The following is a 25,610-nucleotide window of genomic DNA, read 5'->3' on the forward strand; positions in this document are numbered from 1 at the left end:
GCCCCTCCCGTCCTCGACCCGGCTTTACTCTCCATGTCACATGGCCAGTCTGCGCACAGCCGCCTGATCCGTAAGGCGACAACCCGCGAGTCGTCACCGATCTGATAACCGGCCACGCGCGACGAGGTTCACCGTACGCACTACAGGTCACGGAGCAGCCACGTTCCGGATTCCTTAATGGACCAGTCAGGACCGCCAGTCAAGTCCCTGGTCGCTCGTGTCGTCTCGACGGCGAGCGCTCAGTAATGATCCGTGATCATGTTAGCGAGTCTCTCGCCGGTCACGTATCTGATGACCTGAGCGCGCACGAGTTCTCGTGTCCGCCGTACGGATGCGGGGGTGCTGCCGGCGACATGCGGCGTGATGAAGGCTCCGGGCGCGGTCCACAGGGGATGGTCCGGGGGCAGCGGCTCGGGTGAGGTGACGTCGAGGGCGGCGCGCAGGCGCCCGCTCTCGAGTTCGGCGACCAGAGCGTCGGTGTCGACGACGGTGCCCCGTGCCGCGTTCACGAGCACGGCCCCGTCCCGCATCCGTGCGAGGAAGCGGGCGTCCACCATGCCCACGGTGCCGGCCGTGACGGGGACGAGCAGGACGACGACGTCGGCCGAGGGCAGCAGAGCGGGAAGTTCGTCCTCCCCGTGGACGTTCTCGCGCGCGGTCCTGGCCACGCGGACGACGTCGACCTCGAACCCGGCGAGCCGGCGTTCCACGGCCTCACCGATCGAGCCGTACCCGACGATGAGAACGGTGGCGCCGTCGAGGACGCCGGTGTGGTGGTAGGTCCACTCGCGCCGAGCCTGGGCCGCGGCGAAACCGGGGAACTCCCGGAGCACGGCGATCGCCGCGCCGACGATCCACTCGGCGGTTCCCGCGTCGTGGACGCCACGGGCGTTGCAGAGCATCGCGTGCTCCGGGACATGCGGAAGGTACGCCTCGACGCCCGCGGTCACGGTCTGCAGCAGGCGCAGTCCGGTCATCCGGCCGAGCAACCCGGGGGTGTCGGGCACCGGGATGAGCGGCGGCACCCAGATCTCCACCTCCTCGGGCGGGCCGGGCAGCGCTCCCCTGCCGTCATAGACGGCGCACTCGATCTCCGGAGGATCGTCCGGCGACTCCTTGGGCAAATCGGACAGCACGTCGGCGAGGTCCTGCGAGGCGACCCAGATCTTCACAAGAACAAACCTAGGGAACCTCTGCGGCGAAACGCGAGTATGGAAGGGACGAGGGAGGTCACGAACCATGGTGAATACGGGCCGATTCGCACGATGGGCGTCGCCGGTGGCGCTGGCCGTGGCGATCACGGCGGTGACGGCATGCTCGGCTGCGCCGGAGCGGCCTGGCGGGACCGCGCCGGGTCAGGGCACGACGCCGGGACGCGCGGGCGGGGCCCTGACGCCCGGCCCGCTGGCCGGATCGGCGCCGGCGCAGGTCTCCGGAGCACCGCGCACGCTGGTGACGGATCTCGCCGTGCCCTGGGCCATCGCGTTCCTGCCGGGCGGCGACGCGCTCGTGACGGAGCGGGACTCTGCCAAGGTCGTCCGGGTCACCCCGAAGGGGCAGGTCACGGACGTCGGCGTGATCGACGGCGTATCCCCGAGCGGGGAGGGCGGCCTCCTCGGCGTGGCCGTGTCCCCGAGCTTCGCGACCGATCACTACGTCTTCGTCTACTTCTCGGCCGACGGCGACAACCGGGTGGTCAGGTACCGGTACGACGGCGGCCTGTCCGACCCCGTCCCGCTCGTCACGGGCATCCCGAGGGGGTCGATCCACAACGGGGGGCGCCTGGCCTTCGGCCCCGACGGCTACCTCTATGCGTCGACCGGCGAGACCGGCGAGCGCGGGCTCTCCCAGGACAGGAACTCCCTGGCCGGCAAGATCCTGCGGATGACGGTGGACGGCAAGCCGGCGCCCGGCAACCCCTTCGGCAGCCTGGTCTGGTCGTACGGCCATCGCAACGTCCAGGGGCTGGCCTGGGACTCCAGCGGTCACATGTACGCCACGGAGTTCGGCCAGAACACCTACGACGAGGTCAACCTGATCGAAAAGGGCCACAACTACGGCTGGCCCGATGTCGAGGGCATGGGCGGAGGCGCGGACGGCAAGTACACCGACCCGCTGCTCACCTGGTCGACCGACGAGGCCTCGCCGTCGGGGCTCGCCTACGCCGACGGCTCGCTGTGGGCGGCGGCCCTGCGCGGCCAGCGGCTGTGGCGGATCCCGCTGAGCGCGGACGGCAAGGCCGGACGGCCGGAAGCCCTCTACACCGGGGAGTACGGCCGGCTGCGCGCGGTGACCACCGCTCCGGACGGGACCTTGTGGGTCGGGACCAGCAACAAGGACGGCCGCGGGTCTCCCCGCCGGGGCGACGACCGCATTCTCGTGGTGCCGACCGGGAAGTCGGCCGGCTGATCACGCACGGGCGCCCTGGGGGGCGGGCGCCTGCGCATGATCACGGTCGGTGTAAGTGCAGGTCGGGCGCGATGATCGCGAATTTGCGCATGATCACGAATTGGATCGGCGCAGGTCAAGTGGGCCACACCCGAACCTGTGCATGATCACGACAGGTGTGGGCGCAGGTCAGGCGGGATGTTTCCGAAGGTGTGCATGATCACGCGGGAGGGGCGGGGCAGGTGATCTCGGCTTGGGGGCGGTAGACGGTCGTGAACGACTGGCGGTCGTCGGCCTTCCCCTCCCGCCTGATGACCCGCGTGACCTCTGCCGTGAAGCCCAGCTGCTCGGGAACCGGCACGCAGTCCGGTCCCGCTCCCTCGACCGGCGCGGCGTGGAGGAACCGGGACTTGACCGGCCCACTGATCTGCACGTCGTACCGCTGGGTGCTCCAGAGGGAGATGGTCAACGACGTGTCGCTCGCCGACGCCTGGATCAGCACGCCGTACGGCGAGGCGTTCGTCCACTTCAGGTCCGGCTCCGGGTAGGACACCGTGGCGTCCATCCCGGCCGGATACTGCGGCATGTACACATCAGGGGCCGTGCGCTCGACGTCCGCCATCCCGGCGCGCATCACCGCGTTGAGCATCGTGGTGGCGACCTGGGTCATGCCCGCGACGTCCGAGCCGGCCTTCCCCCGGATCGAGGTGGGCAGGGCGACTCCGCTGAACCCGCCGGCGGCGTCCCGCCTCCCGACGAACTCGTTGAACGAGAACGTCTCCCCCGGCTTGACCAGATGGGTGTTCAGCACGCGCGCGGCGGCCTGGATGTCGGCCACCCGTGGCTGGCAGCAGGCATAGGAGGTCGTGAACTCGCCGACCTTCTCCTTGACGCCCATCTTCGCCGCATCGTCGTCCGTCACGACCGGCGGCGCGCTGACCAGCGTCACCGGCACGGTACGGCTCCCGCCCTCCATCGCCGCGATCACGTCGACGCCGAGCCGTCCGGTGTCCACCCTCTTGCCCGCCCGGGCGTGCACCAGGACCGGCTTGCCGTCCTCGATCGTGAACGTCGCGTTCCTGGCTCCCGCCTCTGCGGCGACCAACCGGTGTTCGAAGCCGACGGCGGCGGCCGCGGCGTCGAACCGCGGCTTCAGGGAGTGTCCCTCCGGCACGAAGGACAGGTGCCCGGCCAGGGTGGCCGGGGGAAGCTGGACGGACTTCGCGCCGACGGTCAGCGTGATCGGCTCGGAGACCGCGCGCTTCGCCCAGGTCACGGCCCGCTGCACGGCGGCTCGGTCGACCTGGGGGTCGTCCTTCACCGCCGCGGCCATGACCGTGACGTTCGGGCTGAGGTAGGCCCGCTGGATGTCCCGGGCCACGACCGTCTTGTCGATCCCGTTGCCCGGGTGCGGGTAGACCGGGACGGGAGTCGTCCCCTTGAACGTGACGTCGCCCTCTTGGGCCGGGTCCTCGAGGGAGGCGCCGATGTCCTTGGCCACGGCGGCCTCCAGCTTGACCTGGTCGACCGAGACGACCGGCGCGAGATGACGGCCTCCGAAGATCGACCCCAGGACCTGCGCGGGGGTGGGGAAACCCGTCGGCGCCTGCCGTACGGTCGCTTCGGCGTCGAACTGGAGACCCGCCTCGTTGGGGTCCACGGGAATGCGGTGGGTGCCCTGCCGGACGACGATGGGCGAGCGGGTCTGGGTGTACAGCTTCTCCTGCAGGCTCAGCACCGCGTCGGACGTGCTCTGCCCGCCGATGTCGACGCCGAGGACCAGGGTGCCGGGCAGGATCCGGCTGGACATGGAGATCGCGGGGATCAGGTAGGCGAGCAGCAGCAGGACGACCAGGCCGACGATCGTGTAGCGCAGCGTCCGCCGCTTCGGCTCGGGTTCCGGCTCCAGCGCGACGGGCTCCTCGATGACCGTCGTGTCGACCACGGGCCACAACTCGACCGGGGACGCGGGCGGAGGGAGGCTGCTGCCCTGCTTGGAGGCCGACGGCCCGGGCGTGGGGTGCGCCGACCTCTCACCGAAGATGTCGGCGGAGACTCCGGGAGGCAGCGAGGACGCGTTCGACCGGACCGGATGCTTCTTGGGCGGATCGGAGGCGGGCACGGCCGACAGCGGATCTGTCGGCGGATCGATGGACGCTCCGGCGTTCCGCACGCCTCGGTCTCCTCCTGCTCAAGGGCCACTCCGTTCAGCCAACCCTAAAGCCTGCCTTTGAGATATGTCATGAAACAACAACGTTCTGTGTGCAAGAAACTCGCGGGTACAACAGCGTCCCCGAACGCCACACAGGCTTCTCGCCGGCACATCTCTCATTCGGGCATGAAAGCCCCGCCGGAGCGGGCTTCCCGCCGCGCGCCGCCCGCCGTCAGGCGAGCCACGCGCGGCGAGTGCGGAACTATCCCTCGACCCCGAGCTTCTCGAGGATGAGCTCGCGGGCCCGGCCGGCGTCGGCCTTGCCGCGGCTGGCCTTCATGACTCCGCCGACCAGGGCGCCCACGGCCGCGATCTTGCCCGATCGCACCTTGTCCGCCGCGTCGGCGTTGCCCGCCAGCACCTGGTCGATGATCGCGGACAGCTCGCCCTCGTCGTTGACGATCCGCAGGCCCCGCTTCTCGACGACGGCCTCCGGCGTGCCCTCTCCGGCCAGCACGCCTTCGAGCACCTGGCGGGCCAGCTTGTCGTTCAACGCCCCCGAGGCCACCAGTTCGGTCACCTTGGCGACGTCGCCGGGCGTGATGGGCAGGTCCGCGAGAGCCGTACCGGACTCGTTGGCCCGGCGGGCCAGCTCGCCCATCCACCACTTGCGCGCGTCGGCGGCCGGAGCCCCGGCCGCGACCGTCGCCTCCACCAGCCCGATGGCGCCGGCGTTGTGCATGGCCGCCATGTCGAGATCGGAGACTCCCCACTCCTCCTGGATGCGCGCCCGCCGTACGGACGGCAGCTCGGGCAGCTCGGCCTTCAGCGTCGCCACCCACGCGGGGTCGGGCGCGATCGGCACCAGGTCGGGCTCGGGGAAGTAGCGGTAGTCCTGCGCCTCCTCCTTGGACCGGCCGGACGTGGTGGCCCCGGTGTCCTCGTGGAAGTGGCGGGTCTCCTGGATGATCCGCCCGCCGTCCGCCAGGATCGCCGCCTGGCGTTCGATCTCACCTCGGACGGACCGCTCGACGCTGCGCAGCGAGTTGACGTTCTTGGTCTCGGTGCGGGTGCCCCACGTCGAGGACCCGCGCGGCATCAGGGACACGTTGACGTCGCAGCGCAGCGAGCCCTCCTCCATCCGGACGTCGGACACGCCGAGAGAGCGCAGGAGCTCACGCAGCTCCGTGACGTAGGCCTTGGCGACCTCGGGAGCGAGCCTGTCGGTTCCCTCGACGGGCTTGGTTACGATCTCGACGAGCGGGATCCCCGCCCGGTTGTAGTCGACGATCGAGTAGTCGGCGCCCTGGATGCGGCCGGTGGCGCCGCCGACGTGGGTGGATTTGCCGGTGTCCTCCTCGAGGTGGACCCGCTCGATCTCCACCCGGACGGTCTTGCCCTCGACCTGGACGTCCAGGTAGCCGTCCGTGCACAGCGGCTCGTCGTACTGGCTGATCTGGTAGTTCTTCGGCATGTCCGGATAGAAGTAGTTCTTCCGGGCGAACCTGCACCACTCCGCGATCGAGCAGTTCAGCGCGAGGCCGATCCTGATGGTCGACTCGATCGCCTTGACGTTGGCCACCGGCAGCGAACCGGGCAGCGCCAGGCAGATCGGGCACACGTGCGTGTTGGGCGGCGCGCCGAACGTCGTCGAGCAACCGCAGAACATCTTCGACACGGTGCCGAGCTCGACGTGCGTCTCCAGCCCCAGCACCGGCTCGAAGCGCTCCAGCGCCTCGTCGTACGGCATGAGCGTCTCAGTGCTGCTCACAGGTAAGCCCGTCCCTTCAATGCGTTCCTCGCATCGGCGATCCGGTCCGCGCACACGGGGGCCGGAACCGCGAGATCGATGTGGTTGACCATGCGTCGTCCCTCCCCTCTAGAGCGCGGGCGCCTTGGACAGCAGGGGCCCGCCCCAGCGGTCGGTGAACGCCTTCTCCACCGCCGCGCCGACGCGGTAGCACCGGTCGTCGCCGAGCACCGGAGCCATGATCTGCAGGCCGACCGGCAGGCCGTCCTCGTCGGCGAGACCGCACGGCACCGAGATCGCGGCGTTGCCCGCGAGGTTGCTCGGGATCGTGCACAGGTCCGCCAGGTACATCGCCATCGGGTCGTCGGCCCGCTCCCCGATCGGGAAGGCGGTCGTCGGCGTGGTCGGCGAGATCAGCACGTCGACCTGGTGGAACGCCGCCTCGAAGTCCCGCGAGATCAGCGTGCGGACCTTCTGCGCCTGGCCGTAGTAGGCGTCGTAGTAGCCCGACGACAGGGCGTAGGTGCCCAGCATGATCCGCCGCTTGACCTCGGGCCCGAATCCGGCGGCCCGGGTGAGCGCCATGACCTCCTCGGCGCTGCGGGTGCCGTCGTCCCCGACGCGCAGGCCGTACCGCATGGCGTCGAAACGGGCGAGGTTGGACGAGCACTCCGAGGGCGCGATCAGGTAGTACGCCGGGAGGGCGTAACCGAACGTCGGGCAGGAGACCTCGACCACCTTGGCCCCGAGGGACTCCAGCAGGTCGACCGTCTCGTGGAACCGGGCGAGGACGCCGGGCTGGTACCCCTCGCCGCCGAACTCCTTGACCACGCCGATGCGCAGCCCGGCGACGTCCCCCTGCCTGGCGGCCTCGACCACCGGCGGGACCGGCGCGTCGATCGAGGTCGAGTCGAACTCGTCGTGACCCGAGAACGCCTCCTGGAGCAGCGCCGCGTCGAGCACGTTGCGGGCGAACGGGCCCGGTGTGTCGAGCGACGACGCGAACGCGATGAGGCCGTATCGGGACGACCCCCCGTAGGTCGGCTTCATTCCGACGATGCCGGTGACGGCGGCGGGCTGGCGGATCGAGCCGCCCGTGTCGGTGCCGGTCGACAGCGGCGCCTGGAAGGAGGCGACGGCCGCGGACGAGCCGCCCGACGAGCCACCCGGGATCCTGGACAGGTCCCACGGGTTGTGCGAGGGCCCGTACGCCGAGTTCTCCGTGGAGGAGCCCATCGCGAACTCGTCGAGGTTGGTCTTGCCGAGGATGATCAGGCCGGCCTCGCGGAGGCGGCGGGTCACCGTCGCGTCGTACGGCGGGCGCCAGCCTTCGAGGATCTTCGACCCGGCGGTCGTCGGCATGTCGTCGGTGGTGAAGATGTCCTTGTGGGCGATGGGCACGCCCGCCAGCGGGCCGAGCCTGTCGCCGTTGGCGATCCGCTCGTCCACCGTGCGCGCCTGCTCGAGCGCCCGCTCCGCGTCCACGTGCAGGAACGCGGAGACCTTGGAGTCGACCTCGGCGATCCGGTCGAGATGGGCCTGCGTGACCTCGACGGCGGAGGCCTCCCGGGAGGCGACGAGCCGTCCCAGCTCCGCGGCGGTCTTGTGGATCAGGCTCATGCTTCCTCCCCGAGGATGCGGGGCACGCGGAACCGGTCGTCCTCGACGGCGGGCGCGCCCGAGAGCGCCTGCTGCGGCGTCAGGCACGGCCGTACCTCGTCGGGACGGAACACGTTGGTCAGCGGCAGTGCGTGCGAAGAGGGCGGGATGTCTCCGGCCGCGACCTCCGCGACGCGGGCGACCGCGCCGACGATCTGGTCGAGCTGGGCGGCGAAGTGGTCGAGCTCCCCCTCGTCCAGCGCCAGCCGGGACAGCCGGGCGAGGTGAGCGACCTCATCGCGGGTTATGGCGGACATGAGTCGTCGAACCCGTTTCATGGATGGAGATTGGACTTTCCCATCCTAGGGCTCGTCTCCGAGCGCGACCGACTCATTAAGGCCGGGCCGTCGAGGCCGGGCAGGTCAATGGGGGGCGAGCCGTACCTGGTCGACGGCGCGCGCGACGAAGGCCGGGCTCAGGCGGGACCGCAGCCAGACGGCGGTCTCCGTGGCGGACATGGGCTTGGCGAGCCACCGGCCCTGACCGGCGGGACAGCCCATCTCGCGCAAAATCGTGGCGATCTCCAGGGACTCCACGCCCTCGGCGACGGCCCGCAGTCCCAGCGAGCCGACCAGGTCGACGATGGATCGGACGATCTGCTCGTCGTCGGCCGACTCCGCCAGCCGCCGGACGAACGACGCGTCGATCTTGACCTCGGAGACGGGCAGCCGCTGGAGGCGGACGAGGGAGGAATAGCCGGTGCCGAAGTCGTCCAGGGAGAGATGGACCCCCATGTCCGCCAGCGTCCTGACGGTGTCGGCGATGTAGGCCTGGTCGGTCATCAGGACCCGTTCGGTGATCTCCAGGCGGATCGCGTCCACCGGCAGGCCGAACTCCTTCAGCCCCGCCTCCAGTTGCTCGGGCAGGTTGGAGTCGAGCAGGTCGCGCGCCGACACGTTCACCGAGATCGGCACGCCGATGCCGGCCTCCCACCACCGCCCGGCCTGGGCCAGCGCCTTCTTGATGACGTACCGGGTGATCTCGCGCATGAGGTACGACTGCTCGGCGAGCGGGATGAACTCGACCGGCGAGACGGGGCCGCGCAGGGGGTGCCACCAGCGCAGCAGGGCCTCGACGCCTTCGACCGTGCCGTCGCTCAACCTGACCTTGGGCTGGTAGTGGAGGTCGAGGTCGCCCGACTCGATGGCCAGCCGCAGATCGCCGAGCAGGCTCAGCCGCTCGGGCGAGTTGCGGTCCTTGTCCGCCACATAGAACTCCACACCCGTCCGGTGCTCCTTGGCCAGGTACATCGCGACGTCCGAGCGTTGCAGCAGCAGTTCGAAGTCGGGCGCGTGGTCGGGGTAGAGCGCGATGCCGATCGAGGCGTCCAGATCGAAGGTCATGCCCTCCAGCCGGACGGGCTGGGTGAGCGCGACCCGTAACCGCGAGGCGACCTCCTTGGCCGCGTGGGCGTCCCTGATGGACGGCAGGAGCACGGCGAACTCGTCTCCGCCGAGGCGGGCGACCACGTCTCCTGGCCGCACGCTGTGGCTGAGCCGATGGGCGACGAGTTGGAGGAGCCGGTCGCCGACCGGGTGGCCCAGCGTGTCGTTGACCTCCTTGAACCGGTCGAGATCGAGGAGCAGCAGGCCGACGCGCTCGTGCTCGCGTGCCTCGGCGAGCGCCTCCATGGTGCGCAGGATGAGCATCTTCCGATTCGGCAGGCCGGTCAGGCCGTCATGGGTGGCCTGGTGGTCACGGCGCAGCGACAGCGTGGCGGTGAAGTGCACCGCCGCGAGGGGCGCCACGAACAGCGGGACCAGGGCCGACGAGTGCGACATCACCACCGCGACCAGGGGCGCGAGCCCGAGGAGCGCGCCGTAGACGAGGGCCTGCGGGCCGATCGACGCCTTGACGACGCGCAGGACCGGCTTGCGCTCGTGGAGAGCGACGGCCGAGCAGACCAGCGATGCCCGGACCACGAAGTAGGCGAACGCGGCCAGGGCGAGGGCCGGGATGTCCATGCCGTCGGGCGTCCAGGGGGCCTTCGGCCGCGGATGGATCCCGAACGCGGCGAACGCGAGGGCCGCCGCCGTGCAGGCCAGCGTCACCTGCCCGATGTTGAACATCACGCGGTGCCACGCCCTGCGGCGCAGCCCACCGCTGACGACCACCGCGACGGCCTGCATCAACGCCGCCGTCGGCAGGCCGTAGTGCATGAGCACCGCGAAGGTGAACATCGCGGACGCCGGGGTGCCGCCGACCAGGGTGGAGGAGCTGACCATGACGGGGCGCAGCTCACCCAGCACGACGAGAACGGCCAACATCCAGAACAACGGGGTCCGCGTGGCGTCCATGAGATCGGCGACGCCGAGCCGTATCTGTCCCGCGATCAGCGCGGCGAAGCCCAGGACGATGACGGCCGTGAAGTAGCCCCACAGGGGCGAGCCGGGGCGCGGCCCGGTGTCGCGCGCGTCGGCTGGAGCAATCTCAGAAGTCACCATGAGACTGCCAGAACGGGCAATCTCGGCAGATGGCCAGAGATTGCTAGATAGCGCCATAGGTCAGAAACCCCCCAAGAGGTCACTATGGGAGGGTACGACCTCTGGGCCACTTCGCGAAACCGGTTGGGCACGGTCAGTTACGGTAGATTTCCTGAGATCCACTGACAAAAGCGGCCCAGATTCGCCGGAACGGTGAAAGTTCCAGCGCGACGCCGGGGCCGGAGCCCCGGCTTCCTGCGGTGATTACGTTTGATGTCCAGCCTTATCAGCGATCAGGCCTCAGGCGTGACGGCAGCGGCCTCCGCCGCCTCCGGGCCGTCCCGGAGGAGCGTCTGGAAGCCCTCCTCGTCGAGGACGGCCACGCCGAGCTTGACCGCCTTGTCGTACTTGGACCCGGGGCTGTCGCCCACCACGACGAAACTGGTCTTCTTGGAGACCGAACTCGAGACCTTGCCGCCGCGGCTGGTGACGGCCTCACTCGCCTCATCGCGGCTGAAACCCGCCAGCGTCCCGGTCACGACGAAGCTCATGCCCTCGAGAGTCTGCGGCAACTGATCGGCGGGCGGCTCGTCCACCATGCTCACACCGGCGGCCCGCCACTTGTCCACGATCTCGCGGTGCCAGTCGACCTCGAACCACTCCTTGATCGTGGCGGCCACGCGCGGGCCGATGCCCTCCACCGCCGCCAACTCCTCCTCTGAGGCGGCGGCGATCGCGTCCATCGAGCGGAACCCGTCGGCCAGCGCCCGTGCGGTCGGCGGCCCGATGTGGCGGATGCTCAGCGCGACCAGCACTCGCCAGAGCGGCTGGGTCTTGGCCCTGTCCATCTGCTCCAGCATCTTCTCCGCGTTCTTGCTGGGCGCCCCCGCGATCGTGGCGAAGAACGAGACGACCTTCGGCTCTCCCGTCTCCGGGTCCGCCTTGGGGAGCCCGGTCTCGACGTCGCGGACCACCGACTTGATCGGCAGCAGCCGGTCCATCGTGAGGTCGAACAGGTCGGCCTCGGTCCGGACCGGCGGCTCCTGCGGAGGAAGCGGCTGCGTGAGCGCCGTGGCGGCGACGTATCCCAGCCCCTCGATGTCGAAGGCGTTGCGCCCGGCGGCGAAGAAGATCCGCTCGCGCAGTTGCGCGGGGCACGCCCGGGCGTTGGGGCAGCGCAGGTCGGCGTCGCCCTCGCGCTCGTAGGCGAGCTCGGTGCCGCACTCGGGGCAGTGGGTCGGCATGACGAAGGCGTGCTCCGACCCGTCCCTGAGGTCGGCCACCGGGCCCACGATCTCCGGGATGACGTCGCCCGCCTTGCGCAACACGATGGTGTCCCCGATCAGCACGCCCTTGCGGACCACCTCCGAGGCGTTGTGCAGCGTGGCCCGCTCCACCGTCGACCCGGCGACCACGACCGGCTTCATCACGCCGTACGGCGTGACGCGCCCCGTCCGGCCCACGCCGACCTGGATGTCGAGGAGTTTGGTCGTGACCTCCTCCGGGGGGTACTTGAACGCGATCGCCCACCGGGGGGCCTTGCTCGTGGAGCCCAGCTGGCGCTGCACGACGATCCTGTCGACCTTCACGACCACGCCGTCGATCTCGTACGCCGGATCGTGGCGATGCTCGTTGTAATAGGCGATGAAGCCGGCGATCTCCTCGAGCGTCCCGACGACCTTGTAGCGGTCGCTGACGGGAAGTCCGAAGGCCGCGAGCCGGTCGTAGGTGTCCGACTGGGTCTTGGGCGGCTCGGTCCCCTCCCACTTGCCCACCCCGTGCACGATCATCCGGAGCGGACGCTGGGCGGTGATCCGCGGATCCTTCTGTCGCAGCGATCCGGCGGCGGAGTTGCGCGGGTTGGCGAACGGCGCCCTTCCCGCGTCCAGGAGCTGCTCGTTGAGCCTCTTGAACCCCTCGACGGGCAGGAAGACCTCGCCCCGCACCTCGAGCAGGTCGGGGACGTCGTCGCCGACCAGCCGCTGGGGCACGTCGCCGATCGTGCGCACGTTGGGCGTCACGTCCTCACCCGTGCGGCCGTCTCCCCGGGTGGCCGCCCTGGTCAGGCGCCCCTTCTCGTAGACGAGCGCGATGGCCAGCCCGTCGATCTTCAGCTCGCACAGGTAGGGCGCGGGGTCGGTCTCGGCGAGCCGCTCGGCCCTCGCCTGCCAGCCCGCCAGATCGGCGTCGTTGAAGGCGTTGTCGAGGCTCTCCATCCGCTGCAGATGCGCGACGGCGGCGAACTCGGTGGAGATCGGCGCGCCGATCTTCTGCGTGGGCGAGTCGGGGGTGCGCAGGTCCGGATGCTCCTCTTCGAGCACCCTGATCTCCCGCATCCACCCGTCGTACTCCGCGTCGCTCACCGTCGGCGAGTCGAGCACGTGGTAGCGCCAGTTGGCGTCCTCGATCAGCTCCGTGAGCTGAGCGTGCCGCTCGCGCGCCTGTGCTGGGGCACCCGCCGCCTCGTTCACCTGATCGGTCACGTCGCCCGTCTCCCCTCATCGACGACCTGTGGAAACCGTATCGCCGACCACCGACATCTCTTCAGGCATCTTCCATCGGCGCCGCGCGCCATCGCCAGACGTGGGCACGGCGGACGCGCCACGCGGCTATTGCGCCGGGTCGTCCCTGAGCACCTTGGCCGCCTCCCGGCACGCGGCCAGGGCCGCCCTGGCGTACCGCGGAGAGGCTCCGGCGAGCCCGCACGCGGGCGTGAGCACGACCTGCCCGGCGAGCAGTGTGGGATCGAACCCGAGCCGCCGCCACAACTCGATCGCCGGCTTGGCGATCACCCCCGCATCGGGGATGCGGGTGTCGGTGCCGGGCACGACTCCCAGGAACAGCGCCGTGCCGGCCTCGATCGCCTCACCGATCGCGTCCTCGTCGCGGTGGCGCAACAACGACATGTCCACGGACACGCCGCGCGCGCCCGCCGTACGGAGCAGCTCGAACGGCGTGCCCGGCGCGCAGCAGTGCACGATCGGGAAGACCCCGGACCCCGTCTCGCCCTCCGGCGTCTCCTCCGTCCGCGGGCCTTCGAGCCACGCCTGTGTGCCGGGGCGCGGCGGGCTGGGCGCGACGGCCGAAAGGACGGTGGCGAGATGCTCGCGGGCGATCACCGGCTCCACGGCACGGAGACGGCCGAACCCCGACGCCGTCGGCACGGTTCCCGCGAGCACCCCGGGCAGCCCCGGCTCGTCGAGCTGGACGACGAGGCGCGCTCCCGGCACCCGGCCGCGGATGTCGGCGACGTGCCTGGCCAGCCCTTCCGCCAAAGAGTCGGTCAGATCCCGTACGGCTCCCGCGTCAGCGAGCACCTTGTCCCCGTACCTGAGCTCGATCGCCCCCGCGAGGGTCCACGGCCCGCAGACCTGGATCTTCAGAGGGCCCTCGTAGCCCTGGGTGGACTCCTCGAGCCCGTCGAGGTCACGGATCAGATGGTCGCGGGCGCGCTTCGCGTCCCGCCCCGGCCTGTCGGCGAACCGCCATCCAGAGGGCTGCACCTCGACGGGCATCTCCACCAGGAGCGCGGCACCCCTGCCGATCATGTCCGCGCCGACGCCCCTCGCGGGAAGCTCGGGCAGATACGGCATGGGCAACTCGTCGAAGGCCACACGAAGGGCTGCGAGGTGATCCTCTTCGGGATACGACCCCACGCCTGTGGCCGTGGCCTCGCCCCACGGATAGTCATTCACGAGGACTAGCTTAGGGACTATGAAACTCACCAAATTGGGCCATGCGTGCTGGCGGTTGGAGAAGGACGGTTCGACGGTCGTCATCGACCCGGGATCTTTCAGCGGAGAGGGCCTGCTCGACGGAGCCGACGCGGTTCTGATCACTCACGAGCACTTCGACCATGTGGACGAGAAGCTGCTGAAGGGCGCGCCGGCCGGTCTCGAGATCTGGACCTGCCAGGCGGTCGCCGACCAGCTCGGCGACATCCCGGCGAAGGTCCAGGTCGTACGGAACACCGACGCCTTCAGCACCGCCGGGTTCGACGTGAAGGTGATCGGCGAATGGCACGCCGTCAACCTGCCCGGCGTGGATCCCATCCAGAACGTCGGTTTCCTGGTGGACGAGGAGGTCTTCTATCCCGGTGACGCGTTGACCGTTCCCGGAGTCGACGTGCCCACGCTGCTCGTGCCGACGACAGGGCCCTGGGTCAAGCTCGCCGAGACGGTCCAGTATCTCCGCGACGTGCGCCCCGGCCGCGCGTATTCCACGCACGACGGCCTCGCCAACGACATCGGCCTGATGCTGATCGACAACTTCCTGGGTATGGAGGCCGACAGCCAGAAGGCCGACTTCCGCCGCGTCCCCATCGGCGAGTCGGTCGAGCTGTCCTAGACGAGCTGTCCTAGTCGAGCCGTCCTAGACGGCCGAGGCGATCGTGGCCGACCCGATCACGGTCTCGCCGTCGTAGAGCACGGCGCCCTGGCCCGGCGCGACACCCGTGGCCGGGGTGTCGAGCTCGATGTGCAGCAGGTCGCCGGACAGCTGGGCGCGGCAGCCGTACACCTCACCGTGCGCGCGCAACTGGACCGTGCAGCGGATCGGCTCGTACGGCTCGGGCACGGGCCCGTTCCACACCGGCCGCTCGCCCACGATGCCGCGCACCTCCAGGGAGGTCCGGGGACCGACCGTGACCGTGTTGGAGACCGGCTCGATCGACAACACGTAACGCGGCCGCCCGTCGCCGGCAGGGCGGTCGATGTGCAGCCCCTTGCGCTGGCCGATGGTGAATCCGAAGGCGCCCTCGTGGCTCCCGACCACCTGGCCCGTGAGCGCGTCGACGATCGGCCCCTCCGACGCGCCCAGGCGCTCGGACAGGAACGCGCGGGTGTCGCCGTCGGCGATGAAACAGACGTCGTGGCTGTCCGGCTTGTCTGCCACGGCGAGCCCCCGGCGAGCGGCCTCCGCCCGCACCTCCGCCTTGGTGGAGTCGCCCAGAGGGAAGATCGCGTGGGCGAGCTGCTTTCGCGTGAGCACCCCCAGCACGTACGACTGGTCCTTGCCCTCGTCGACGCTGCGCCGGAGCACCCCGTCCGAAAGGCGTGCGTGATGGCCCGTGGCGACGGCGTCGAATCCGAGGGCGAGCGCGCGGTCGAGCACCGCCTCGAACTTGATCTTCTCGTTGCAGCGCAGGCACGGGTTGGGCGTGCGGCCCGCGGCGTACTCGTTGACGAAGTCCTCCACCACGTCGTGGTGGAACCGCTCCGCCATGTCCCAGACGTAGAACGGGATGCCGATCACATCGGCGGCCCGCCGGGCGTCACGGGAGTCCTCGAGCGTGCAGCAGCCGCGGGCCCCGGTCCGATACGACTGGGGATTCGACGACAACGCAAGGTGGATGCCGGTCACGTCGTGCCCCGCCTCGGCGATCCTGGCGGCGGCCACGGCGGAGTCCACGCCGCCGGACATGGCGGCGAGCACGCGAAGCCTCTGAGTGGAACTCATAACACTTCGAGATTACCCGTACGGCAGGGCTGATCCGCCGCCGCCGACGGCTCTCGCGCCCGCGTTGGCACCGGGATGATCGACCTGCGAGGATTCAGGGTCATGCGACTGTTCGGGCGCAAGAGCCAGCCGGTCGATCCGGCCGAGGCCATCGCGGACTTCTGGACCTGGTGGCGGCAGACCCGCCCCGAGATCGACGCGTACATCGAGGCGGAGGACACCGAGGCGCTCTCCGAGCTCGTCGGCGCCGCCGTCACCACCCTTGATCCGGCCCTCATCTGGGAAATCGCACCAGGCCGGACGGCACGGCACGCCCTCGTGGTCAGCGCGTCCGGCGATCCCGAGTTGCGCTCCTTCGCGCACAGGTGGGCCCTGGCCGCTCCCCCGGCGGACGATCTCTGGGAGTTCCACCCGTCCCGCCAGGCCAATCCGAGGGCGGCCGAGATGGCCGTCGACGTCGCCGGCAGGGAGTTCGGCCTCGACCGGCTGGTGCTGGGCCTGCGCGTTCCTCCGGGCACGGCCCGGGTCGACGTTTCCGCCTTTCACCCGATATTTCCCGATATCGATGATGAGACCCGGCTGGAGACGACCCTCCTCGCCCTCGACTGGCTCCTGGGCGAGGACGAGGTCGCCCGCTGGGTGGGGGACATCGTCGCGGCCGAGTTCGAACCCATCGACGCCATCCCCGCGATCCACCTTCCCGCCGTCGTCGCCGACGTGGCCGACGGCTTCAAGGCCGACCAGTGGGCCGTGCTCGAAGGCCAGACCGCACAGGGCGCCCGTCTGACGGTGGCGGCCCGCTACCCCCTGCGCCCGGTCGACCATCCGCTCTTCGACCAGCACATCGCGATCAGCCTGCCGTACGAACACGCGGACGGGGACGGGCAGCCGTCCGGGGCGTCCCTGCCGGCGCTGCGCGCCTTCGAGGAGCGTCTCGGCGAGCGGCTCGACAAGCTCGGCTCGGCCGTGCTGGCCGCGCATCTGAGCACCGGGGGCACGCGCGTGCTGCACGTCTACGCCGACCCGTCGAGCGACGCCGCACTCGTGATCAAGGAACTCGTCCTGAGCTGGGCGGAGGGCCGGGCGCGCGTCGACGTGTCCGACGATCCGTCCTGGAGCGCCGTCGCGCACTTCCTGACCTGACCCGACCTGACCTGACCTGACCTGGCCTGCCCTGATCTGGGCCCGGCTCAGCCTCCGGAGACCGAGGTGAGCCCGGCGCGGCGGGCGCGCTCCACGACCATGCCGATGACCTCGGCCACCCGCTCCACGTCGGCCACGGTCGAAGTGTGGCCGAGGGAGAACCGCAGCGAGCCGCGGGCGCGGGCGCCGTCCTGCCCCATCGCCAGGAGCACGTGGGACGGCTGCGCCACACCGGCCGAGCAGGCCGATCCGGTCGAGCACTCCACTCCCCTGGCGTCGAGCAGCATGAGCAACGCGTCGCCCTCGCAGCCGGGGAAGGAGAAGTGGGCGTTCCCCGGCAGCCGCTCGGTGGGATGACCGTTCACGATGACGTCGGGGACGGCCTTGCGCACCCGGCAGATCAGGTCGTCGCGCAGGATGGACAGCCGCTCGGCGGTGTCGGCGCGGCGGTCGACGGCCGCGCGCACGGCGGCCGCGAACCCCGCGATGGCGGGGGCGTCCAGCGTGCCCGACCTGACGTCGCGTTCCTGCCCGCCGCCGTGCAGCACCGGCACCGGGTCGACGCCGCGTGCCAGCAGCAGCGCGCCGACGCCGATGGGACCGCCCACCTTGTGCCCGGAGACCGTCATCGCGTCGACGCCCGACTCGGCGAACGACACGGGGAGTTGGGCGACCGCCTGCACGGCGTCGGTGTGGAACGGGATGCCGTATTCGTGCGCGATCGCGGCGAGCGCCTTGATCGGCTGTACGGTTCCCACCTCGTTGTTGGCCCACATCACGCTCACCAGGGCGACGCCCTCCGGGTCGCGCTCGATGGCGGCGCGAAGCGTGTCGGGGTGCACGCGCCCGTGCTCGTCGACCTCGAGGAGTTCGGCCGTCGCACCGTGGTTTTCGGCCAGCCAATGGGCGGGGTCGAGCGCCGCGTGATGCTCCACCGCACTGACCAGGACCCTCGGCCGCTTCCTGGCCCAGAACAACCCCTTGATCGCCAGGTTGTCGGCCTCGGTGCCGCCGGCGGTGAAGACGACCTCGCTCGGCCGGGCCCCCAGCGCGCTCGCGATCGTCTCCCGGGACTCCTCCACGACACGGCGGGTGCGCCGGCCTGTCGCGTGCAGGGAGGAGGCGTTGCCCACCTGCCCCAACTGCGCGGTCATGGCCTCGAGCGCCTCGGGAAGCATGGGGGTGGTCGAGGCATGGTCCAGATACGCAGTTCCCACGGCCCCTCCAGATTCCTTACCTCAGCCAACCAAGCGTATCCGGGGTTCGGCGACGCTCCATCCCCGGATTTGGCTACTTAACCGTCCAGCCGGTACAGTAACGGCCATGAGGAGGGACGAGCTACTCGACGCGGCGGAATGCCTGCTGGAGGACCAGGGGTCCCAGGGGCTCACGCTGGCCGCCGTGGCCGAGCGTGCCGGCGTCAGCAAGGGCGGTCTCCTCTATCACTTCTCGGGCAAGGAAGCCCTGATCAAGGCCATGATCGAGCGCCTCATCGGCGAATTCGACGCGATGATCGAGGCACAGCACGAGAGCACGTACACAAGGGCCTATCTGAAGGCGACCTTCGAGGCCATCGAGACCGGCAGGCTCAGACGCTGGGCCGTGGTGACGGGGGCGGCGGGTGATCCGGCGCTCCTCGCACCACTGCGGGAGGCGATGGCCCGCTGGCACCGGCACGGCCTCGACGACGAGCCTCATCCGCAGACGTCCCAGATCGTACGGCTGGCGTGCGAGGGCGTCTGGGAGGTCGCCACCCACTGTCCCGCGATCGTCGACTACGGAGCGGTCCGGCAGGGACTTCTCGCCCTGCTCTGAGCCCCTTTGCCGGGCTCTTTTCTGAGCTCTTTTCTGATCCCTTTTTGGTGGTCGCCCCTTCCGGCAAGTCAACCGGTAAGGGCGACCGGCTTCTGTCTGCCCGCTTCACCCGACTCGGAAACCCTGGAAAGGAACCCGTGATGACCCGCGCCCTGAGGAAGGCCCGCTACGGTGCCGTCCTCACGTTCGTCCTGGCCGGCCTTATGTGCGGAACGTTCACCGTGCGCCTTCCCGCGCTGGCGGACCGGCTCCGGTTACCGGAGTCGTCCGTCGGCGTCGCCCTGCTCGCCTGGGGCGTCGGCGCGCTGCTGAGCATGCAGGCGATGCGGGTGGTCATGGCGAGAGTCGGCAGCCGCGGCGTCCTCAGGATCGCGGCCCCGCTCTGCGCGGTCTCGCTGGTGCTCGTCGCCTTCGCCCCCACCTTCCCGCTCATGGTGCTGGCCACCGCCGCCTTCGGAATGGCCTTCGGCGCGGTGGACGTCGCCATGAACGCCCAGGGCTCGGCGGTCGAGCAGGCCTACGGTCACTCGCTGATGAGCGGCATGCACGCGGGCTGGTGCGTGGGCGCGATCTCGGCGGGGCTCGTCGGCACCGTCGCCATCGCGGCCGATCTGTCGCTCACCGCCCACCTGACGGTGATCGCACTGATCTCGCTCCCCGTCGTGGCCGTCCTGAGCCGCACCTACGTGGCGGACCCGGCCACCACGCCCGAGCCGGGTCACTCCCGCAAGAGGCTGCCCGGTGTGATCTACCTTCTCGGTGCGATCACGTTCGGCGCGTTCATGATCGAGGGCATCGTCGCCGACTGGAACGGGCTCTACCTCCTCGACACGCTCCGCGCCCCGGAGGCGCTCGCCGCACTCGGCTACCCGGCCTTCGAGGCGGGCATGCTGCTCGGCCGGCTCTCCGGAGACCGGCTCCGCGGCAAGTTCGGCGCACGCGGGCTGATCCTCTTCTCCGGTGGAGCGACCGCGACCACGTTCCTGCTGGTCGTCGCCGCCCCGTCCGCCCTCGCCGCCGTAGGCGCCATGATCTTCGTCGGCATGGCCGTGGCGACGATCTCGCCGATGGCCCTGTCTCTTGCGGGCACGGCGACGGCGAACCCCGGTCCGGCGATCGCCCAGGCGGGGGCGATGGGCTACGCGGGCCTGCTCCTCGGTCCGGTCGTGATCGGCCTGCTGTCCTCGCTCACCTCGCTGCGGGCCGCCATGGCGACCGCGGTCGTGCTCGGCCTGTTCGTGGCCGGCGCCGCCCGCTTCCTGCCGAAGCCGCTGCCGGTGGTCCTCGGGACGGAGACGCTGACGGAGTTGGAGGAGGAGCCGATGGCGATCGCCGCCTGACCATGGCACGGCGACAGCCGTACGGGATGGGCCCGGAGAAGCGGAAACGGCGCCGCACGTGTCGTGCGGCGCCGCTCCCGTCAGTGCCTGCGTCTGCTCGCGCTGCTGACTATTCGCGCCGGCTACTTGCGCTTCTCGATCTCTTCGGTCAACTGCGGGACGACCTGGAAGAGGTCGCCCACGACGCCGAAGTCGGCGATCTCGAAGATCGGGGCCTCGGAGTCCTTGTTGATCACGACGATGGTCTTCGAGGTCTGCATGCCCGCCCGGTGCTGGATGGCACCGGAGATGCCGGCCGCGACGTAGAGCTGCGGCGACACCGTCTTGCCCGTCTGCCCGACCTGGAACTGGTGCGGATACCAGCCCGCGTCGGTGGCGGCACGCGAGGCGCCGACCGCCGCGCCGAGCGAGTCGGCCAGCTTCTCGATGATCGAGAAGTTCTCGCCGGAGCCGACGCCGCGGCCACCGGAGACCACGATCGCCGCCTCGGTGAGCTCGGGACGGGCGCCCCTCTCCTGCTTGACCCGCTCGACGACCTTCGCTCCGCGAGCGGCGTCCGACAGGGCGATCTCGACCTTCTCCTCGGCGCCCGCGCCAGGCTCGGCCACGGGAGCGGTGGAGTTCGGGCGGACCGCCACGATCGGCGTGCCCTTGGTCACGCGGCTGCGCACGTTGACGCCACCGCCGAAGATCGACTGGTCGGCCACGAAGCCCTCGCCCAGACCCACCGCGTCGGTGATCACACCGGAGTCGGTCTTGATGGCCAGGCGGCCCGCGATCTCCTTGCCCTCGGCCGTGGCGGCGACGAGCACCGCGGCCGGCGAGGCCTCGGACACGAGCTTGGCCAGCAACTCGGCCTTCGGAGCCACGACGTAGTCGGCGATCTCCTCGCTCTCCGCCACGTAGATCTTGCCCGCGCCGTATTCTGCGAGCTTGGCCTTCGCGGCGTCGGTGTAACCGGGGCCGGCCCAGACGGCGGACGGTTCGCCCAGCGACCGCGCCAGGGTCAGCAGTTCGAGGGTGACCTTCTTGACGTCACCGTCGGCGTGCTCGACGAGCACCAGAATCTCACTCATCTCGACGCCCCTCAGACGAACTTCTTCGACGCGAGGAACTCGGCGGCCTTGACGCCGCCGTCGCCCTCGTCCTTGACGACGGTGCCCGCCGCACGGGGCGGCGCGGCCGCGAAGTCCACGACCTCGCTCCACGCGCTCGCCAGACCGACCTGGTCGGCCGAGATCTCCGCGTCGCCGATGGCGAGCGTCTCGACCGGCTTCTTCTTGGCGGCCATGATGCCCTTGAAGGACGGGTACCGCGGCTCGTTGATCTTCTCGACCACGGACACGACGGCGGGCAGCGAGGCCTCCACCTTGTCGTAGCCGTAGTCGGTCACCCGCTGGATCGCGATGGCCGATCCGTCCACCTCGACCTTGTTGGCGAGGGTCAGCTGAGGCGTGCCCAGCCGCTCGGCCAGCATCGCGGCGAGCACGCCGGTGCGGGCGTCGGTCGACTCCGAACCCAGGATCACCAGGTCGAAGCCGATCTTCTTGAGCGTCTCCGCCAGGGCGTAGGAGGTCGACAGGGCGTCCGACCCGCGCAGCGCGTCGTCGCTGAGGTGGACGGCCTTGTCGGCGCCCATCGCGAGCGCCTTGCGGATGGTCTCGGTGGCCTTGGCCGGGCCCATGGAAAGGACGGTCACCTCACCCCCGTGAGCCTCCTTGAGTCGCAGCGCCTCCTCGACGGCGTACTCGTCGAGCTCGTTGACGACGCCGTCGGCGGCGTCGCGGTCGAGCGTCTTGTCATCGGACCTCAGCTTGCGCTCGGTCGCCGTGTCGGGGACCTGCTTCACGCAGACGACGATGTTCATGGCCGGTGGCCGACCTCCCCTTTCCGTACGGCTGACGCCGCGATTTATCGGACGCGCCCGTGGGGGTACGCGCACGTCTTGCAAGACTGCCAGGAGCTCGAAAGCCCGATGACAGCGGGTGGCCCGGAGTTCTCCCTGGTCCCCAGGCGCCATGTTACCCATCGGTAGCTTGGTCGCAAACCTCCGGGCACGGGCGACGTGACCGTGCTCATACCCGGAAGTCCGCTCCCGCCACGATACCGAACTTTATTCCAGAACCTGAAGCCGCCCCCACGCGGCCGCCGTCAACTGGCGACGACGAGGGCGATCAGCAGGAACAGGACGGTGCCTACGGCGAGCAGCAGCGTCGTCGTGCTGAACAGGCTGCTCAGCAGGGCCCAAACGGCCACGACGCCGACGCCGCCCATGACGTCCACGAGCACGCGGGAGCGCGATCTCGCGAGCAGCCCCAGCCCGGCGTCGGTGACGACCCCGATGCCGTACAGCACGAGCATCAGGAGCGAGACCTCGGGCACGTACTGCCGGGCCGCCGCCGCGAAGAGCCCGATGACCAGACTCGAACCGATCACCCAGCGGCGGTGCAGCTTCTGGCGATGCCGGGCTCGCACGTCCTCGATCGATCGCTTCTTCGCGGTGGGCCGCCACTCCTGGGTCCGCGCATCGTTGATCCCGCCGACGGAGGTCACCTCGGCGTCCCGGTGGTCGAGCGGGTGCCGTCCACGCGGCGGGCCCGGATCGGCGTATCCGTTGAAGGGCGGAAGCTCACTCGAGTACAGCGGGGCGGACTGGGCCGGTCGTCTGCCCGCGCCACGGGACTCGGCCGGCTCGGCCACCGCGGGGGCGGCCGCTCCGAGACGTGCGGCGAGTTGCGGCGCGGTCGGCCGGGTTTCCGGATCGGTCCGCAGGCACTCCGCGAGCAGCGGGCCGAGCCAGGAGGGGACACCGGACAGGTCCGGCTCGCGATGGACCACCCGGTAGGCGACCGCCGCCGCCGGTCCGGTCCCGTACGGCTGGCGGCCCGCCGCGGCGAACGCCAGGGTCGCGGCCCAGGCGAAGACGTCCGCCTCCGGGCCGGCGTCACGCCCCTCCAGCACCTCGGGAGCCAGGTAGCCCGGCGTGCCGATCACGGCCCCTGACGCCGTGACCGAGGCGGACTCGAGCGCGCAGGCGATCCCGAAGTCGATCACGTACGGCTCGCCGTCGGCGATGATCACATTGGCCGGTTTCAGATCCCGGTGGACGACCCCCGCCGCGTGGATCGACCCGAGGGCCTCGGAGAGCCCCCGCGCGAGCCGTACGAGCTCGTCGCCCCGGACCGGCCCGTCGGACGCGATCACCGTGTTGAGCGGGCGGCCCTGCACGTAGCGGGTGACGATGTAGGGCCGCGGCCCGGTCAGCGAGGCGTCGAGGACCTCGGCGATGTGAGGCCCGCGCACGCGGCGCATCGTCTCGACCTCGCGGGCGAGCCGGGTGAGCGCGAAGGCGTCGGACGCGACATGGGGATGGAGCACCTTGACCGCGACGGTGTGCCCCCCGGCGTCGAGCGCCAGGTGCACCTCGCCGAATCCGCCGGAGCCCAGCAAGGAGAGCAGGCGATAGGAGCCGAGGTCTTCCTGCGAACTCATCCCGCTCCCTCCGTGCCGGCGCGTCAGTTCCAGAAGCTCAGGAACCCGAGCCCGAGCTTGTCCAGGAGATCGCCGAACAGACCGCTCACGATGTTGGCGACGGTCTGCTTGCCCTGCCGGGTCAACTCGGTGATGACCTCGTGTGGCGGCCGCCACGGCGTCCAGACGGGGCTGGCGGACATCGCCGTCAGCACGGCGAAGAACGCCAGTGCGCCCACGGCGATCGTGACGACCATGGCGGCGCCCGGGCTGCGGATGGAGGAGCTCAGCGTCCTCGCGACGGCCTTGCGCGGCGCGCCGCCTCCGGGCAGGAGGAACAGCCCGGCCACGAAGGCGGCGACGGCGTACGCGGCCGATCGGTCGGTGCTCAGATCCCCGAGGTAATAGAGACCGCCCCACGCGCACACGGCGAACATCGCGGCGAGCGGCACCTGGACCACGGTCATGAGCGCGGCCTTGATCAGCGCCCACGGCGCCCCGACCACGGCGAGAAGAGGGTCGGCGCCGCTGTTGCCCCGGATCGACCGTCGCTCCGCGACACCTTCGAAGAGGTAGTGCGCCACGCGCAGGCACACCGACAGGGCGACGGCGACCAGGGCCATGGTCACCGGGAGGATGCAGGTCAGAGCCACCAGCGCGACGAGCAGAGACGCCGACACGAGCGGATGGCTGCCCCGATAGGGAGTCTTGTGCTGCTCGCCCGCCTGCGGCCGGGACTGCGTGGACGCTCCGCCCGCCGCCTGCCCAGGCGGCGGGACGGTCGCCCGCGGGTCCGGATATCCGGCCACTCGCTGGTCGGGCTGCGGTGGCGGCGGCTGACCGGCCGACGGCCGATAAGCGGCCGGCTGGTACGGCGCGGGCTGGTACGGCGCCGGCTGGTAGGCAGGCGGCTGCTGAGGCTGCAGTTGGTGAGGCTGCGGCTGCTGAGGCTGCGCCGTTCCGTAGCCGGGCGGGGCCTGGCGCGGCCCGGGCGGCTCGCGGCGCGGGCGCTCCTGCCTGACGTAGTTCACCGGAGGGAGCAGGTCGGAGTAACTGTCGTCGGAGGCGTCCGGTCCCTGGCGCCGCTCCGGACGCCCCGGCCAGGTGATGTCGTCGTCGAGGACCCTCGTGCCGTCGGGGACGCGCCCGTTGCCGCCCGCCCCGAGCACCCGGGTGCCGCCGTCCTGCGCGTTCTCGTGCAGCGCGGTCACGGATGGGTCGAGCGTCTGGGTGAGCCTGAGCAACGACCCGGCGGACGGCCGGGATCCGACCTCGGTGGCCAGGGCGAGCCTGAGCCAGGCCCGCAACCACGCCGGCGCCTGGTCGACGTTCGCCTTGCCCTCGAGGATGCGGAAGCAGACCGCCTCGAACGTGCCCGTGCCGAACGGCGGCTTGCCCGTCGCCGCGAAGAACACCGTGGCCGCCAGGGCGTGCACGTCGGCCGCCTGAGTGATCTCCGAGTCCCGGATGATCTCAGGGGCCAGATATCCGGGCGTGCCGACGAACATCCCCGTCTGCGTGAGCCGGGTGGCGTTGACCAGGTGCGCGATGCCGAAGTCGATGACAAGCGGCTCGCCGCCGACCAGCATCACGTTCGCGGGCTTCAGGTCGCGATGGATGACGTCCGCCGCGTGGATGGACGTGAGCGCCTCGCACAGCCCCCGGGCGAGACGGATGATCTCCCGGTCCGGAAGCGGCCCGTCTTCCTGCACGGCCTGCTCCAGCGTGCGGCCGGGCGCGTACCTGGTGACGATGTACGGCATGGCGCCGGTCAGGTCGGCGTCGAGGACCTCGGCCACCCGCCCGCTGCGGACGCGGCGCATGGTCTCGACCTCGCGGGTGAGACGGTCGCGCGCCTTGAGGTCGGAGGCCACATGAGGATGCAGGACCTTGACGGCCACCTCGCGCCCCTCGACGTCCAGCCCGAGGTGGACGACTCCCATGCCGCCCTCGCCCAGCGGGCGTAACAGCCGGTAGGGACCGATTCGTTCCGGAGCCTCAGTAGCCGACAT

19 protein-coding genes are annotated in these 25,610 nt (G+C 70.5%); 5 read left to right on the top strand and 14 right to left on the bottom strand.

What is annotated here, in order from left to right; all coding sequences use genetic code 11:
* Positions 1-239 precede the first annotated feature (239 nt).
* Entirely contained in the window at positions 240-1,172 is a 933-nt protein-coding gene (locus tag Pmi06nite_RS25495) for a 2-hydroxyacid dehydrogenase (RefSeq protein WP_239114198.1), read from the bottom strand.
* Positions 1,173-1,239: 67 nt separating this feature from the next.
* Here Pmi06nite_RS25495 and Pmi06nite_RS25500 point away from each other — a divergent pair, with 67 nt between their 5' ends.
* A complete protein-coding gene (locus Pmi06nite_RS25500) occupies positions 1,240-2,409 on the top strand; it encodes a PQQ-dependent sugar dehydrogenase (protein ID WP_203955638.1) in 1,170 nt (389 codons plus the stop codon).
* A gap of 199 nt (positions 2,410-2,608) precedes the next feature.
* On the opposite strand, the gene Pmi06nite_RS25505 is transcribed toward Pmi06nite_RS25500, so the two are convergent.
* The 7 genes from Pmi06nite_RS25505 to Pmi06nite_RS25535 form a co-directional block, all read right to left on the bottom strand.
* Positions 2,609-4,561 (bottom strand): VanW family protein, encoded by a 1,953-nt coding sequence (locus Pmi06nite_RS25505; protein WP_203955639.1) that lies wholly within the window; start codon positions 4,559-4,561, stop codon positions 2,609-2,611.
* 241 nt (positions 4,562-4,802) lie between these two features.
* Complete coding sequence (gatB, locus tag Pmi06nite_RS25510; RefSeq protein ID WP_275409603.1) at positions 4,803-6,311, bottom strand: Asp-tRNA(Asn)/Glu-tRNA(Gln) amidotransferase subunit GatB; 1,509 nt, start codon at positions 6,309-6,311, stop codon at positions 4,803-4,805.
* A gap of 108 nt (positions 6,312-6,419) precedes the next feature.
* On the bottom strand, positions 6,420-7,910 hold the full coding sequence (gatA, locus tag Pmi06nite_RS25515; protein WP_203955640.1) for an Asp-tRNA(Asn)/Glu-tRNA(Gln) amidotransferase subunit GatA: 1,491 nt from the start codon (positions 7,908-7,910) through the stop codon (positions 6,420-6,422).
* Positions 7,907-8,206, bottom strand: a complete 300-nt coding sequence (gene gatC / locus Pmi06nite_RS25520) for an Asp-tRNA(Asn)/Glu-tRNA(Gln) amidotransferase subunit GatC (RefSeq protein WP_203955641.1) — start codon at positions 8,204-8,206, stop codon at positions 7,907-7,909. The genes gatA and gatC overlap by 4 nt, the downstream gene beginning before the upstream one ends.
* Positions 8,207-8,311: 105 nt before the next feature.
* Positions 8,312-10,393 (bottom strand): putative bifunctional diguanylate cyclase/phosphodiesterase, encoded by a 2,082-nt coding sequence (locus tag Pmi06nite_RS25525; RefSeq protein WP_203955642.1) that lies wholly within the window; start codon positions 10,391-10,393, stop codon positions 8,312-8,314.
* A 272-nt stretch (positions 10,394-10,665) separates the two neighbouring features.
* Positions 10,666-12,855 (bottom strand): NAD-dependent DNA ligase LigA, encoded by a 2,190-nt coding sequence (ligA, locus tag Pmi06nite_RS25530; RefSeq protein ID WP_239114199.1) that lies wholly within the window; start codon positions 12,853-12,855, stop codon positions 10,666-10,668.
* Positions 12,856-12,981: 126 nt separating this feature from the next.
* Positions 12,982-14,067, bottom strand: a complete 1,086-nt coding sequence (locus tag Pmi06nite_RS25535) for a methionine synthase (RefSeq protein WP_203955643.1) — start codon at positions 14,065-14,067, stop codon at positions 12,982-12,984.
* A gap of 19 nt (positions 14,068-14,086) precedes the next feature.
* On the opposite strand from Pmi06nite_RS25535, the gene Pmi06nite_RS25540 reads away from it, so the two are divergent.
* Positions 14,087-14,719 (top strand): MBL fold metallo-hydrolase, encoded by a 633-nt coding sequence (locus Pmi06nite_RS25540; protein ID WP_203955644.1) that lies wholly within the window; start codon positions 14,087-14,089, stop codon positions 14,717-14,719.
* Between the two features lie 24 nt (positions 14,720-14,743).
* Here the strand turns inward: Pmi06nite_RS25540 and mnmA are convergent, their stop codons facing one another.
* On the bottom strand, positions 14,744-15,829 hold the full coding sequence (gene mnmA, locus Pmi06nite_RS25545) for a tRNA 2-thiouridine(34) synthase MnmA (RefSeq protein WP_275409604.1): 1,086 nt from the start codon (positions 15,827-15,829) through the stop codon (positions 14,744-14,746).
* 102 nt (positions 15,830-15,931) lie between these two features.
* Between mnmA and Pmi06nite_RS25550 the strand changes: the two genes are divergently transcribed.
* Positions 15,932-16,972, top strand: a complete 1,041-nt coding sequence (locus Pmi06nite_RS25550) for a DUF695 domain-containing protein (RefSeq protein ID WP_203955645.1) — start codon at positions 15,932-15,934, stop codon at positions 16,970-16,972.
* Between the two features lie 47 nt (positions 16,973-17,019).
* Here the strand turns inward: Pmi06nite_RS25550 and Pmi06nite_RS25555 are convergent, their stop codons facing one another.
* The gene (locus tag Pmi06nite_RS25555; protein WP_203955646.1) at positions 17,020-18,189 is read right to left on the bottom strand and encodes a cysteine desulfurase family protein; all 1,170 of its coding nucleotides are present in this window, start codon (positions 18,187-18,189) and stop codon (positions 17,020-17,022) included.
* Positions 18,190-18,295: 106 nt separating this feature from the next.
* Here Pmi06nite_RS25555 and Pmi06nite_RS25560 point away from each other — a divergent pair, with 106 nt between their 5' ends.
* Positions 18,296-18,787 (top strand): TetR/AcrR family transcriptional regulator, encoded by a 492-nt coding sequence (locus tag Pmi06nite_RS25560; protein ID WP_203955647.1) that lies wholly within the window; start codon positions 18,296-18,298, stop codon positions 18,785-18,787.
* A gap of 140 nt (positions 18,788-18,927) precedes the next feature.
* Complete coding sequence (locus Pmi06nite_RS25565; protein WP_203955648.1) at positions 18,928-20,127, top strand: MFS transporter; 1,200 nt, start codon at positions 18,928-18,930, stop codon at positions 20,125-20,127.
* A gap of 122 nt (positions 20,128-20,249) precedes the next feature.
* Here the strand turns inward: Pmi06nite_RS25565 and Pmi06nite_RS25570 are convergent, their stop codons facing one another.
* The 4 genes from Pmi06nite_RS25570 to Pmi06nite_RS25585 all read right to left on the bottom strand — a co-directional run bounded on the left by Pmi06nite_RS25570 (position 20,250) and on the right by Pmi06nite_RS25585 (position 25,610).
* Positions 20,250-21,203 carry an electron transfer flavoprotein subunit alpha/FixB family protein gene (locus Pmi06nite_RS25570; RefSeq protein WP_203955649.1) on the bottom strand — a complete coding sequence of 318 codons (954 nt, stop codon included), beginning with the start codon at positions 21,201-21,203 and terminating at the stop codon, positions 20,250-20,252.
* A gap of 11 nt (positions 21,204-21,214) precedes the next feature.
* Complete coding sequence (locus Pmi06nite_RS25575; protein ID WP_203955650.1) at positions 21,215-21,994, bottom strand: electron transfer flavoprotein subunit beta/FixA family protein; 780 nt, start codon at positions 21,992-21,994, stop codon at positions 21,215-21,217.
* 284 nt (positions 21,995-22,278) lie between these two features.
* The gene (locus Pmi06nite_RS25580; RefSeq protein ID WP_203955651.1) at positions 22,279-23,619 is read right to left on the bottom strand and encodes a serine/threonine-protein kinase; all 1,341 of its coding nucleotides are present in this window, start codon (positions 23,617-23,619) and stop codon (positions 22,279-22,281) included.
* A 23-nt stretch (positions 23,620-23,642) separates the two neighbouring features.
* Positions 23,643-25,610, bottom strand: a complete 1,968-nt coding sequence (locus Pmi06nite_RS25585; RefSeq protein ID WP_203955652.1) for a serine/threonine-protein kinase — start codon at positions 25,608-25,610, stop codon at positions 23,643-23,645.

Origin of the sequence: Planotetraspora mira (genome assembly GCF_016863275.1) — a bacterium.
Taxonomy (GTDB): Bacteria; Actinomycetota; Actinomycetes; order Streptosporangiales; family Streptosporangiaceae; genus Planotetraspora; species Planotetraspora mira.

Bases quoted from the DNA above. Each gene is read 5' to 3' on its own strand.
- Pmi06nite_RS25540 (WP_203955644.1), top strand. From the start codon at position 14,087: ATGAAACTCACCAAATTGGGCCATGCGTGCTGGCGGTTGGAGAAGGAC.
- Pmi06nite_RS25525 (WP_203955642.1), bottom strand. From the start codon at position 10,393: ATGGTGACTTCTGAGATTGCTCCAGCCGACGCGCGCGACACCGGGCCG.
- mnmA (WP_275409604.1), bottom strand. From the start codon at position 15,829: ATGAGTTCCACTCAGAGGCTTCGCGTGCTCGCCGCCATGTCCGGCGGC.
- gatA (WP_203955640.1), bottom strand. From the start codon at position 7,910: ATGAGCCTGATCCACAAGACCGCCGCGGAGCTGGGACGGCTCGTCGCC.
- Pmi06nite_RS25565 (WP_203955648.1), top strand. From the start codon at position 18,928: ATGACCCGCGCCCTGAGGAAGGCCCGCTACGGTGCCGTCCTCACGTTC.
- Pmi06nite_RS25575 (WP_203955650.1), bottom strand. From the start codon at position 21,994: ATGAACATCGTCGTCTGCGTGAAGCAGGTCCCCGACACGGCGACCGAG.
- Pmi06nite_RS25550 (WP_203955645.1), top strand. From the start codon at position 15,932: ATGCGACTGTTCGGGCGCAAGAGCCAGCCGGTCGATCCGGCCGAGGCC.
- Pmi06nite_RS25560 (WP_203955647.1), top strand. From the start codon at position 18,296: ATGAGGAGGGACGAGCTACTCGACGCGGCGGAATGCCTGCTGGAGGAC.
- Pmi06nite_RS25500 (WP_203955638.1), top strand. From the start codon at position 1,240: ATGGTGAATACGGGCCGATTCGCACGATGGGCGTCGCCGGTGGCGCTG.
- Pmi06nite_RS25580 (WP_203955651.1), bottom strand. From the start codon at position 23,619: ATGAGTTCGCAGGAAGACCTCGGCTCCTATCGCCTGCTCTCCTTGCTG.
- gatC (WP_203955641.1), bottom strand. From the start codon at position 8,206: ATGTCCGCCATAACCCGCGATGAGGTCGCTCACCTCGCCCGGCTGTCC.
- Pmi06nite_RS25585 (WP_203955652.1), bottom strand. From the start codon at position 25,610: ATGTCGGCTACTGAGGCTCCGGAACGAATCGGTCCCTACCGGCTGTTA.
- Pmi06nite_RS25570 (WP_203955649.1), bottom strand. From the start codon at position 21,203: ATGAGTGAGATTCTGGTGCTCGTCGAGCACGCCGACGGTGACGTCAAG.